A 12,986-nucleotide genomic window follows, 5' to 3' on the forward strand; every position below is an offset into this window, starting at 1 on the left:
AAATGTTTTCGACCGCTCGATATCATCCATCAGGGTGCTGAACATCTCAAGTGATCCGGTAACCCGTATTGAGATGCCGGAGGATGGGGGTAAAAGTTCATGTCTTTCCTGATGATCCGAATGAGATCCCGTGCCTGTGAAATCTCCATATCACGGGTTGAAAATTCCATGACTGCTTCATTTTTTCCATTCAGGTACCGTTTTGTATATTGGGTGGGAATGGAGGAGACAATTTTTGAGGTTTCAGCTCTGGTTTTTGGCAGCGTGCCATTATTGTATGCTGCTATGAGGGTGGCGATGCTGTCCACATTTGTCACTTTCTCATTTTTATCAACCACATACGTCCCGAAATGAGAGATCCATGCCAGGTTCTCCGGATGGAGAACATCGTCAGCAGACACGATAATGGGGATTGTAGTGGTTGCTCCCATGGTTCGTGTTACCTTATTCATATCCAATAAGGCTGGCATGTCCGGGGGGACAAAGGTCTTTTGATCAGCACTGATCGGGACGTGGTTATCAAGAGTAAATCCGACTACCGCAATAGCAAATACAAGCAGCAACACCGGTATCGGTCGCTGGGCAATTTTTAATGCGATAAGCCCGAGGATCCGGTCATACTTTTCTATCAGGGGTTCTTTGCCTTTATGCACAAAAGAACTGTCATAAGATTTCGGATCGGTTCCTTCACCGGTTCCTGTTACAAAATCAGATATACCCTGTTTTTTCTGTCTTTTCCCCCGATAATGAACCAGCATGGCAAAGACCGGGACAATGATGAGGGCTGCGATGTAGCAGGAGATAACCCCGTATGTACAGGTTATTCCAAAATCACCGACCATTGGTATCGGCCCGAATATCATCGCAATAAAACCGGTTGATGTTGCCAGCATAGCAATCAGGACCGATGGACAGGTTTTGGTTATCGTGGTAGTGACTGCTTCCTGAAGTGGTGACTTGTAAATCTCCTCATCAAGTCGCGAGTGCATCTGGATGGCATAATCTATCCCAATACCTATCAGAACCGGAAATGCGCCGATTACAACCATACTGATCTGGGTTTTGGTCAGTCCCATCAGACCAAAGGTCAGCACGAGACCTGCAGCTACAACGCCCACCGGGAGAAGAGCGTATCTGACATGAGAAAAGAGAGCAAGGACGGCAACGATCATAAGAACCATCGCTGCCATGATGAGTGTCCCCATGGATGATCCCATCTCTCTTCCCATCTGCTGGCTGAATGCCTGCTCACCTGAGAGGGTGACAGATACACCCGGGGGAGGTCTGGACGTCTTTACAATGGTCTGAATATTTGATAATACCTGCTTTTGGCGATCTTCTGAAAGCCCCGGAACGAGTGTGATAACACCAAGGGTCATCATGTGAGAGGGGAGGTTTCTCTCAACAACTCCAGGAGGGGCATTCTGAATAATCTTTTTGACTTCAGCAGATGAAGTCGGAAGAACTCCGCCATTTCCCTCTTTGAGCAGGGAAACAATACTTGAGGTACGTTCAACAGACTGGTGCCTCTGAATATGGGATAATAAGCGGTCAATATACCATAAAGTGTCCACCTTCGTTACATCATCAGACTCAATGATGACCATAATGGCATCAGATCCATAGGTGTCGGCATAATGAGCGAGCAATGCACCACGAGGTGTATTTTTATCCAGATAGGCCTCATTGCCGGTTTGCATGGTAATAAGTGTTGTCCCATAAAGAGCAATGACAAAAATTACGACGGCAACTCCGGCGATTATACCCGGACGTTTTGTTATCTGGTATGCAAGCCAGTCATATGGTCTGAGCATGTCTGATTTTACCCGTTTTGATAGTAAGATACCATGATACAGGGCTGAATAATGAGATGTTTGGCATTTTAATCGTGGATATGGAGGAAAGATGAACGTATTTTCACAATATTCATAGATATAATAAGGAACTGACCTGATTTAATAAATTTCATACATGAAAAAAACCCAGATCCAAAAAAAAGATATGAGCGGATGGAGACTGATGAGAATATCCGGACCTTTTCACCTCATGCATCCATCCGCGACTTCCTGCCGGATTGTACCGATAATTCCACCCGGCAGGGAACAATCTCTATTGTTGTTATTATGATATATATATTTTCCGACCCCTTTTTTGGTCATCTCTTCCTCCTCCGTACGTGCTGAATTCCATACAAAGAAGGACTTAATCCCTCATATGAGAGATAGGTACACCATTGATTCTATGTCATATTCAATCAAACCTGTTGACAGCGTCGATATTACCGTTCTGGTCGATAACTATACCGACCTTCTCCTGGCTGAAGACACAAAGCACATCTCCCGGCCGACACCCTCCCATGGAATGACCCTTTTTGCTGAACATGGGTTATCACTCCTGATTCGGGTTCGATCAGGAGAAAAGGTTCAGACCATTCTTATGGATGCAGGGGCGACTGACACAGCATTTATTCATAATTCAAAGATCCTCGGAGTAGATCTGGATGAGATTTGTGAGATCATCATCAGCCACGGTCATTATGATCACATGGGTGCCCTGTATTCTGTTCTCCGCCAGTCATCCTGCCGTATCCCGGTTCATACTCATCCTGCAGCTTTCTCCTTGAGAAGAAAAAGACTGCCTGATGGTTCGTATACCAATCTACCTTCATGTATGCAGGATACGGTAACGCACAATGGAGGTATCCTTTCTCTCTCCACAGATCCATCGGTTCTTGCAGATCACATGGTAATGATTACCGGAGAGATTGAGCGGACGACCTCGTTTGAGCAGGGATCTCCGGTACTTGAGGCAATGGAGGGAAATAGTTTTGTAAAAGATTCATTCCGTGATGATCAGTCACTCATCATTCACCTCAAAGAGAAGGGCCTTATCATCATCTCCGGATGTGCCCATGCCGGCATCATCAATTCAGTCAGGTATGCACAAAAAATAACCGGTATTGAAGCGGTTCATGCAATAATGGGAGGATTTCATCTTTCAGGGCCCTATTTTAAAACAATCATTCCGGACACGATTTCTGCACTGCAGGAGATCAATCCTGATTACATCATACCGATGCACTGCACCGGATGGGAAGCTCAGGTGTGCATGGCTCGTGCTATGCCGGATGCGTTTGTTCTCAGTACTGTTGGAACGACTTTTCATTTTGTCAGACCATGATGGCAGCAGGATAATCAGGGCAGAATATATGAAATCTCTGCACTGGCGTGATTATATACCCTGTTTTAATTTGGTTGCCCGAAACATCAGAGATGGCGAACTTGTGGGGAGGTGTATTCAGGATGCTGTGATGGCATGTACTGCCGATGATCCCCGCTCAAAGCACCGTGTTCTTGGTGTTCCATCCGGTTCGGTTGCCTTTCTTGAATACCTTTTTCATCAGGCCGGCGGGCCGTACTCTCCCGATTTTGAATGGATTGCAGCAGTCATTCAGACCGTTTTTTCAAGTGATCCCGATCTGCGGCATCTCATCGATCTGAATGCATCTGATGCCCTTGCAAATATGGTTCTGAATAAACGGGGGCGATTAAAATTTCTGATATCAGATCAGGTGGAGCTCTGCAGTATTCTGGAATGGTGGATCCGGTTTGGACTTTTGCCTGTTACGCCCCGGCAGGTATTTGATGCAATCCTGAATAAACCAACGATAAGAGATCGGATTCTCAAAGGGGATCCACTCCTCATCCTCAGATTACTCGATGTGTTTCCTGAATATGCAGATGAAGTCAATCCGGGTGGGTATTCCCGAACATCACTGATAACCGCAGCAGGTACCATCACAAAACCACCATCAGAACGGCGGTACCATCATCTGTATACCCGTGCACGAAAGGCAGGCAGGGATGTTCACTCCCTGATTCGTGAGGAGGAACACAGAATTCTTCCGATGCAGATGAGAAGAAACCGGTACCTGTCATATCTGGTAAGAAAGCTTCACGGGAATGTCTGCCAGATTTGTGCTGCTCGTGGTGAAGAAACCCGGGGGCCGGTCGAAGTCCATCATATTGTTCCCCTTTCCAGAGACGGAAAAGACCTGGCGGAGAATATGATTACCCTGTGTGTATATCATCACCAGGCTGTTCATTCAGGTTCAATTATCGTCAGCAGAGAAGATGGAACCATCATCATACGAGGGAGTGAGGGCACATGGAAATTACCGGTGTACCGTGAATGGAAGGCATGATGGGATAGGTCACCGACCAAAATCATCACCCTCGGTATGATTATAATATCTTCGAAGAAATGCCCGGACTTTATCAGACTCTAAAAGCCCTTTGTCCAGTTTATCTACAATTGTATCAATCTTCAATATCTCCTCAAGAATTTTCTCTCCATCTGGGCTATCCATCTCCTCCGCGTAGATCATGAGAATGGTGAGGGGATTTCTGATCTGATCATTTAAAATCGCGAACTGCTCGATATTTTTATCAATCTGTGTAAATGCCTTCTTTTTGAGTTCTTCCATCATCCTCCGCTCACGAATATCACGGGCTGATAGCAGGATCATAGTCTCCTCAGCATACTCATATGAGATGAGAGAGACCTCAACCGGGATCGGTGTTTTTTCTTTTGTCAAAAATTCGGTCTCATATCGGATTGGAGCGATATCATCCCTTCCGGATAAATCAAACCCTGCATGTATCGTGAACCTGGGATCGATGGCTGACATATTCATTGAATTATACTCTTCACGTGCATATCCCAGAGCTGATAGCACACTCCCGCTTACGTCCCGGATGTTCCCGTTTTTGTCAAGCCACATCATCATATCATGGCTCTGATCGATGGAGAATCTCACCTGCCGGAGTATTCGTTCCTGCTCTTTGAGTTCTTCCTGGCTTTCAATCAGCTGACGATACTGACGCTTTAATTCATACTCGGTAGCTGCAATCTGTTCATACGCAGCAGAAAGTTCATCATTTTTCTGCTGGAGTTCAGTCAGAATCCGTTTTCGTTCGTCAAGTTCGTCAACCAGCTGTCGTGTCTTTTCTGCAACTGCTTTTCGAAGTGAGCGGTTCCATACAAAAAAACCTATGATGATTATACAAAAGAATGCGATGACAATACCTGCTGCAATCAGTATCTGCCGGTTTATCAGGGGTGATATGAGTGATGCAGGAATCCACTTTGTCAGAATGGCTTTTTTCCTCGATTCAGGAAGTGATCTCAGCCCTTTATTGATGATGGAGACCAGAACCGGCTGATCACTGCGAATTCCAAAGGCCAGATTATGAAATGAGGTATCTGATGGTGCAATAACTCCTGAAACCTGGAGGTTGGTAAATCCTAATTTTTCTGTGTGGTATGCAGCGGTTGCCAGATCTCCGACATATGCATCTGCGGAACCAAATACAACCTTCTCCAGTCCTAAAGCAACATCAGGCACAACAACGGTATATATATCTGGGTACTGCGTCGCGAGGAGAAGGTGGGATGTATAGCCGTCAACAACCGCCACTGATTTCCCATAGAGATCGGTAATAGTCAGATCTGAAGGAGCAGTATTTCTGGTGATGATGAGCAGAGGAGATGAGTAGATAGGATCACTATATGAGAGGTACTGGGTTCTTAAATCCGAGATATAGACCGCTCCAAGGATATCTATCTCGCGGTTTTTTATTTTTTCAATACACTGGCTCCAGTTCTCACATGGTACTACTTCTAAGGTAAAACCAGCCATATCTGCAATAATTCTGATAAGATCTGCAGAAATTCCCTCGTACTCACCGTCTGGAGTGAGGATTTCAAACGGAGGGTAATTTGGATCTGGACATATCCTGATAACCGGGTGAGTTGCGATCCATTGCTGTTCTTCGGGCGTCAGAGAAAGAGGGGGCATGTCTGATGAGGGTGTGTCAGCAAAGCCAAAAGAGCACGTAAACCCGTTCAGAACGCCTAAAAGTAGGAGAAAGAGAAGATACGAATGTTTGGATAAAAGAACCGGGTTCATTATGGAGATACACACGGTTTTGCGCATTCCGCAATAAAGGGGGCAAATGATCAGATGGTAAACTGATCTATCTCCTTTTGGAGAGCGGCAACAACACTATTGACATGTTCAACAACTTTTCTGATCTGATCAACAGCCGCTGAGGTCTCCTGTGATACTGCAGCACTTGATACGGCATTATCAGCCGTCTCTTTTATGAGGGCGGCAACATGTTCGATATTGCTTGTAATCTCTGATACTGATGCTGCTTCTTCCTCAGATGCTGCCGCGACATCACCGACATCACGGGCAATCTGTTCCAGCATGATGGCAATATCTCCAAATAAGGTAAGACTCTGGCCAACCGCTTCATACCCCTGTTCGACCTGGGTATGAGCTCTGGTCATCAGATCAGATGCCCGGGCAGACTCCTTTTGCAGGTTTTTGATCATCTCCTCGATCTTCTCGGCTGATGCATGACTTTCCATCGCAAGATCCTTGACTTCATCAGCAACAACAGCAAATCCTCTCCCTGCATCGCCTGCCCGTGCGGCTTCTATCGCTGCATTGAGTGCAAGAAGGTTTGTTTCATCTGAAATCCCCGTAATAATTCCTATGACATTATTGATCTGGGTCATTTGTTCCTGAATGGAAGTAATGATGCGGTTTAAGTCATCTGTTGCAGTCCGTATTCCTTCCATCCCCTGACTTGCTGCGGATGCAAGAACCTGCCCTTTTTTACTCACTTCATTCCCTTTTTCAGTCAGCTTTGATACCGATTCACTCCGTACTGCAACATCTGATACTGCAGTTGAGAGATCTTCCATGGCATGCAGGATATGGCTCGTTGCCTCACTTCCCTGGTCTGCCCTAACCGATACCGATTCTGCATGACTGGCAACAACCGATGAACCCCGTGCAACTTCATCAGCCGATGCCTGTGCTTCCTCCGCACTTGCCGTCAGTTCAACCATGCGGTTTTGAATATTCTGAATGGTTTTCGTGACCTGGATACCGATACTGTTCATAGCATCCCGAAATGATACAAAATCACCGGATGTCTGCACTGCTTCATCAAACCGGGCTGCAAAGTTATTATCCGCATACTCCCGGGCAAGGCGCATTGCTTCGTGTAATGGCCCGATAACCGCATCAAGGGTTGCATTTACTCCTTTGATGATGAGAGCAAACTCTCCGGAGAATTTGTCAGCATCTCCCCTGACTGACAAGTCTCCTGAGGCTGCCTGTCCGGCCAGATGATTCATGGTGGCGGTCAGATCAGATAATATCATCTTCATCCGAATCATCGAGTTGCCAAGTACATCCTTCTCACCCGCCGTCTCAATCAAAAATTTCAGGTCACCGGCAGCAATCCGCTCAGCTGACTCTGCCTTATTCTTCAGATTGTGTGAAAGTGCTCTGAAAGCGTCTGCAAGTCTTCCCACTTCGTCTTTTTGCACAATTGAGACCTGTGTGCTGATATTCCCGACGGAGAGATCATGCGCAACGCTTGTTATCTCCTCGATCGGCCGGGATATTGATCTTGCGACAAAATAGAGCAGAAGCAGACCAAGAATTGAGAATACAATGCCGATAATGATCAGGATAATCGTCTGTTCAGTCGCTTTTCTGGTAACCACCTCATCCGGGGCATAAATAATAATACCCCATGGGGTTGGGGCATCACCAACTTTTACCTGGCTTATCGATCCCATAATCCCCTGCTCAGAGAATGTTCGCCGCTCCCCGGATTTTACCGCATTAAGAATGAGATCAGAAGGAAGGCCGAATGAATCAGCAACTTCAGAGAAGGGTCTTCCGGCAACATCCTGATCCCCGGATGCTCCGGCAACAAGCCCTTCATGGCTGAGCACAACCATCTTCCCGGTTCCCTCATAGAGATCCAGATTATCGGCAATCTTTTCAATATCCGTCAAAGCCACATCGATTGCGACAATACCGGCGAACGAATTTCCCATCATAATCGGGAGTGAAACTGAGGCCATGAGCACCGGCGGATCCTGCATGGTCTCAAGATAAGGCTCAATCAGTTCCCCTTTGCCGGTTTTTTTCGGAATATCATAGTATGATCCGGGATCCTTGGTCGTCTCATCATAGAGTTTGCGGACCATCTTTCCATCTGCATCCCGGTACCAGTAGATACGAAGACGACCGGTCTTGTCATACCCCTCACGGAGTTTATACTGCTCATCACGTCCGTCAAAAACCCCGGGCTCCCATATTGTATATATTCCATTATAGAACGGATGGTCTTTTAATATACCCTCCAACAAATGAATGACATCAGTTCTGGCAAAATGAGGGTTCTTCTCCCTGATCCCGGCCAATCCGGATGCTGTGCTCGCTGCAGTAAAATACGGCTCTTCCAGTACTTTACTGATATATGCCCCCTCACGTTCAGCAATATTGTTCATTTCATCCTGCGCTGCTGCAATTGCTGCTGAATGCAGAGCAAACGCCGCATATCCGATAATACATGCTGCAACCAGTAATAATGCAAACCCACCAAAGAAGAGGATTTTTTGTTTGATTGATCTGAAATCAAACCATGAAATCTGCTTCATCGAACGATTCCCACAAATTTTTCAAGACAGATTCTCATTGACCAAATGTCTATTTATAGATCACTGTCTGTCAGTCATGGGGGGATTAATTCAGTATTATTAAATATTATAATCAGAAATTTTCTTTCCATCAGTTCATTATATAAAAAGGTATTATGCCGCAGTGATCCCAACAGTTTATTATCCGTCACATGAACAGATAGATGATGATTATGGAGATAGCAATACATGGATTCTGGACAACAAAGGCCGGAGATGTCGATCCCCAAAAAACCCTTACCACTCCGGTCAGTGATTCCAGGTTTTTTTACCAGATCACACATGATGCAAAAAAACGCCAGAAAGTGATCACGAAAATTTTCCTTGATGAACAGGAGATCTCAGTGGTTCATGAATGGCTGAGTAATGACGGGAAAGAGACCAATTTCTTTGATATCCCACTTCAGTACAGGAAAAAGGGAGAACACTCTCTGAAATTTCAGATTTTTGCTCCGGCATCTGAAGCTGCGGATGCAGGCCCGCGGGATAAGATATATGAGAGCGAATCCTTCCGGCTGATATATACTGAATAATCATGCTACATTAAAAGAGAAAGGAAAAATCCAAGTATTATCCTACCAATGGTACGGTATGAAAAATGTAGACATGAAAGTCGAAGGAACAATTCTGACCATCACCGTTGATATCAGCAAGGATTATGGCGAATCAAAGTCCGGAAAATCAATCACCATTGCGTCAACGGAAGGAAATATTTCAATCCCCGGGCATGAGGAGATCAAGATTGGACTGAACATCTACCGGAAAAAATAATCCTTCTATTTTATTGCATACACAACTGTTGCATAAGCAACATTATATGGTATTCATACAAACCTGTACTGGTGTCAGACAGCCCAGTCCCGTCATCACTTCCACCCGGCCCTCTGTTTTCCATAATCAACCGGGCACGGGTTATTTATTTAAATGAGCGGTTAAAGGCCTTTCAATTATCCGCAGGGCAGTACCCCGTGTTTATGTGTCTGTTAAAACATCCGGGCATTACTCAGGAGGCAATGGCCCGGTATTTTCATCTTGATAAAGGGACGATTGCACGGACGGTGAAAAAAATGGAGGATGCAGGGTATATTTCCAGACGAGTGGATCCTGATAACCGCCGTGCATTCCGCCTGTCCCTGACCAGCACCGGCTATAAAATGGCACAAGAGATTATGGCTATCGATCGGGAATGGGAGCAGGCTGTCTGTTTTCAGTTGTCTGCAGAAGAAAAGGAGCACCTCCTTGCTCTTCTCAGACAGGTTGCATGCGTAAGCATTCATACCATCCGTGAACTTGAGGGAGAGAATTGAAACAGAATCCAATTGCAAACCACATAAATACACCCACCGGGGAGAAAGAGGAGACGGTCGGGGTCTCGTTGTTACTGGGAGAGCCGGAGAAAGCGATCAGAAAATTATCCGGGCCACTTATCATCGCCATGCTGCTGTATTCAACCTACAATATTGTCAATGCGATATGGGTTGCAGGGCTTGGTTCAGATGCACTGGCTGCCGTCGGATTTATCTCTCCACTCTTCCTGGTTCTTGTCGGCCTTGGAAACGGTCTTGCAGCAGGTACAACGTCAGTAATTGCACGAAGAATCGGGGCAGGTGATCTGGCAGGTGCAAATAATGCTGCCGTTCATGCAATTCTTTTAACCGGTATTATCTCTGTTATCATTACATTCCCGCTTATAATCTGGACCACCGATATTGCCCTTCTCTTTGGAGCAGGAAAAACCGCAGGACTCTGTGGTGAGTATGGAAGAGTCATTTTTGGAAGTACAGTTCTGCTTCTGCTTACCAGTGTGGGATCTGCCATCCTTCGTGCAGAAGGGGACACAAAACGCTCGATGTATCTGATCGCTCTCTCTGCCCTCATGAACATGGTCCTTGATCCGCTCCTTATTTACACTGCCGGATTGGGAATATCTGGAGCGGCATGGGGGATGGTCATATCTCAGATTTTTGTGATGATCGTCCTCATTTACTGGTTCTTTGGAAAGAAAGACACATATGTTACCGTCTCCAGGCGTTCCTATGTATACCAGAAGCAGACGATGCAGGATATCCTTGGTGTTGGTATTCCCGCAAGCCTGGAATTTTTCCTGATGTCATTTCTGGCAATCATCATTAATGGTCTGCTCGTCAGTGTGGCCGGGACAGATGCCGTTGCCGTGTATGCTGCCGGGTGGCGGGTTGTGATATTTGCTATCATCCCCCTTGCCGCAATCGGAACGTCGGTCATATCGGTTGCTGGTGCTGCCTTTGGTGGCCGAAGATATGAGAAGCTGCCCATCATACATAATTATTCTGTAAAAACCGGTCTTATGGTAGCAATCAGCCTTTCCATTCTTACCTGGCTTTTTTCATATCAGATCGCGTCTATATTTACGTATTCACCGGAGAGTATCCATCTAGCGCCATCCATTGCAGCATTTCTTGCAACGATGTGTTTCTTTTATCCCTTTGTTCCCCCGGGAATCATGTCCGGGTCACTCTTTCAGGGTGTTGGGAAAGGGATGACCTCACTCATCCTGAATGTATTCAGAAATCTCCTCTTTATTGCTGTATGTGCCTACCTGTTTGGTATCATTCTAGGATACGGGGAGCATGGCATATGGTGGGGTATTGTTGCCGGAGATATTATGGGTGGGACTCTTGCGTATATATGGGCAAAAATATACCTGTCCCGGCTCCTCCGATATCAGTGAATAGAAAAGAGATCCATTATGAAAAAATACATATCCCCCATTTTTTATAGGGATTATGATGAGCGTGCATGATACATGCCATCCATGTTATCCGGTACACGTATTTTCACAACGAATTATTCCGGAAGAGATCCTTCTTGAGGTGATACGGGCAGGGTCCTGTGCTCCATATCCGTATCCAGAACCGGTACATCATACACATCTTCGAAAATTCTTTGTCTTCAGGACCGGGACTTCTGTTTGTGAAACATTGGAACAGATTCTGAAGCGGGCGATAGAAACAAGTTGTGATGAACTTATTTCCTTCTTCGGATGGCGTGCCTATACTCCTGAAGGGCCGGGTAGTTATATTCAGCTCCTCAAAAATTTTGAGACCACAGGCATACCATCGTTCAGGTCAGCACCATGGATCATTATCATCACAGAGGAGCGGAGATTTCCCCCGGTTGAACAGGAATCCTTAGCATTTGTGGTTTCGCATCTCTGGATGGCTGCGGTAACACGTGGCCTTGGAGTCCATCTGCTTCCCGGCATATCATATCTCTCCAGACGATCAGAATTTTTTACTCTTGTCAATCTCCCGCCAGGAAAATATGCCGTTACTGGTGTTGCTGTAGGATATCCTCATGAAAGCCTTGAGGAGAAGGAGAATGCTCCTGATCCATATTTGGATGTGTCATGGCTTTGAGCACTAGAGCACAATATACGTGCGTTATGTATCAGCATGATTATGTATGCCTAAAAACCATTCGTATCGGAGAAAAGTATACCTGACCTATGCAGACTCCCTTACATCCTGATAGTACCCTCGAAAAAATTACCCTGGATATCGATGGAACAGCTATCCAGGTCCTGATAACCTTTACGAAAGAAAACCAGGAAATTTTTATTCATCAGATCTCTGCAAGACTTTTTGTTGTAAAAGCCCCACAGGGGTTCTCCCTCAATGAGATCAAGAAGCAGGTCAAGGATTATAAAAAACCACCGCTGGTAGATGAGTATTCTGATACAAAAAAAGAGCATTCTGTATTATCAGGGGGGACGATACACATAAAAGGTCTTGATATTCCATATTCCGTTGTTTTTAACCGGCGAAGAAAAACCCTCTCTCTCTCGATATATCCGGATGGCAGAATTCAAGTTGAAAATCCCGGGACAGCGACACAAGAGGATATCATCAGATTTCTTAATAGCGAAAAAGAGTGGATTTATAGGGAATATTTCCGTACCCTTCCCGAATGCCCTCCCACGTATGAAGACCAGAGCATACAGATTGCTGATACACGTATTCCCTACCGGATATCTCGCAGTACCCGGTGCACACGAATTACGCTGAAAATTCATAGAAATGGGAAGGTTGAGGTGTCTGCACCCTATGATATGCCGACAGATACAATCATTGCGTTTGTTGAAAGCCGGAGATCATGGATTGCACCACGAGTCGGAATCTCTCATCCACTCCCGGGCCATCAGGAAAAGCAGGGAGGAAATGGTCATACACCTGAAGGAGAAACCGGTCAGGTTACCCATCTGGGGGAGCATATACCATATACTATAGAGCGAAGTAACCGGGCAAAACGAATCACTATTAAGATAAACCGGGATCGTCATGTCCGTGTTGTATGCCCCCCCTCTGTTACCGTAAGCGATATCAGTGCCTTTATGACTCCGCATGCGGAGTGGGTATATAATCATACCATTG

At 45.7% G+C, this 12,986-nt stretch carries 11 protein-coding genes; 8 read left to right on the plus strand and 3 right to left on the minus strand.

The annotated features are described in order from the left end of the window. Window positions 1-29: 29 nt before the first annotated feature. The gene (locus PLA23_RS04555; protein ID WP_324327710.1) at window positions 30-1,814 is read right to left on the minus strand and encodes an efflux RND transporter permease subunit; all 1,785 of its coding nucleotides are present in this window, start codon (window positions 1,812-1,814) and stop codon (window positions 30-32) included. A gap of 427 nt (window positions 1,815-2,241) precedes the next feature. Between PLA23_RS04555 and PLA23_RS04560 the strand changes: the two genes are divergently transcribed. Together PLA23_RS04560 and PLA23_RS04565 are read left to right on the plus strand one after the other, a co-directional pair. Next, entirely contained in the window at window positions 2,242-3,180 is a 939-nt protein-coding gene (locus PLA23_RS04560) for an MBL fold metallo-hydrolase (protein ID WP_324327711.1), read from the plus strand. A 28-nt stretch (window positions 3,181-3,208) separates the two neighbouring features. Beyond that, window positions 3,209-4,204: an HNH endonuclease gene (locus tag PLA23_RS04565; protein ID WP_324327713.1), complete on the plus strand. Its 996-nt coding sequence runs from the start codon at window positions 3,209-3,211 to the stop codon at window positions 4,202-4,204. A 9-nt stretch (window positions 4,205-4,213) separates the two neighbouring features. Here the strand turns inward: PLA23_RS04565 and PLA23_RS04570 are convergent, their stop codons facing one another. After that, the gene (locus tag PLA23_RS04570) at window positions 4,214-5,971 is read right to left on the minus strand and encodes a transporter substrate-binding domain-containing protein (protein WP_324474180.1); all 1,758 of its coding nucleotides are present in this window, start codon (window positions 5,969-5,971) and stop codon (window positions 4,214-4,216) included. Between the two features lie 50 nt (window positions 5,972-6,021). Beyond that, on the minus strand, window positions 6,022-8,535 hold the full coding sequence (locus PLA23_RS04575) for a methyl-accepting chemotaxis protein (RefSeq protein ID WP_324327716.1): 2,514 nt from the start codon (window positions 8,533-8,535) through the stop codon (window positions 6,022-6,024). Window positions 8,536-8,747: 212 nt separating this feature from the next. Here PLA23_RS04575 and PLA23_RS04580 point away from each other — a divergent pair, with 212 nt between their 5' ends. The 6 genes from PLA23_RS04580 to PLA23_RS04605 all read left to right on the plus strand — a co-directional run. Further along, window positions 8,748-9,107 carry a hypothetical protein gene (locus PLA23_RS04580; RefSeq protein ID WP_324327717.1) on the plus strand — a complete coding sequence of 120 codons (360 nt, stop codon included), beginning with the start codon at window positions 8,748-8,750 and terminating at the stop codon, window positions 9,105-9,107. A 58-nt stretch (window positions 9,108-9,165) separates the two neighbouring features. Further along, window positions 9,166-9,345 carry a hypothetical protein gene (locus PLA23_RS04585; RefSeq protein WP_324327719.1) on the plus strand — a complete coding sequence of 60 codons (180 nt, stop codon included), beginning with the start codon at window positions 9,166-9,168 and terminating at the stop codon, window positions 9,343-9,345. Window positions 9,346-9,416: 71 nt separating this feature from the next. Further along, window positions 9,417-9,881: a MarR family winged helix-turn-helix transcriptional regulator gene (locus tag PLA23_RS04590; protein ID WP_324327720.1), complete on the plus strand. Its 465-nt coding sequence runs from the start codon at window positions 9,417-9,419 to the stop codon at window positions 9,879-9,881. Continuing rightward, window positions 9,878-11,284, plus strand: a complete 1,407-nt coding sequence (locus PLA23_RS04595) for an MATE family efflux transporter (protein WP_324327722.1) — start codon at window positions 9,878-9,880, stop codon at window positions 11,282-11,284. Before PLA23_RS04590 ends, PLA23_RS04595 begins: the two co-directional genes overlap by 4 nt. Before the next feature lie 55 nt (window positions 11,285-11,339). Next, window positions 11,340-11,972: a nitroreductase family protein gene (locus PLA23_RS04600; protein WP_324327724.1), complete on the plus strand. Its 633-nt coding sequence runs from the start codon at window positions 11,340-11,342 to the stop codon at window positions 11,970-11,972. 89 nt (window positions 11,973-12,061) lie between these two features. Then, the coding region (locus PLA23_RS04605) for a YgjP-like metallopeptidase domain-containing protein (RefSeq protein ID WP_324474182.1) at window positions 12,062-12,986 on the plus strand (925 nt) is incomplete at its 3' end.

The organism is Methanospirillum sp. (assembly GCF_035406105.1).
Taxonomy (GTDB): Archaea; Halobacteriota; Methanomicrobia; order Methanomicrobiales; family Methanospirillaceae; genus Methanospirillum.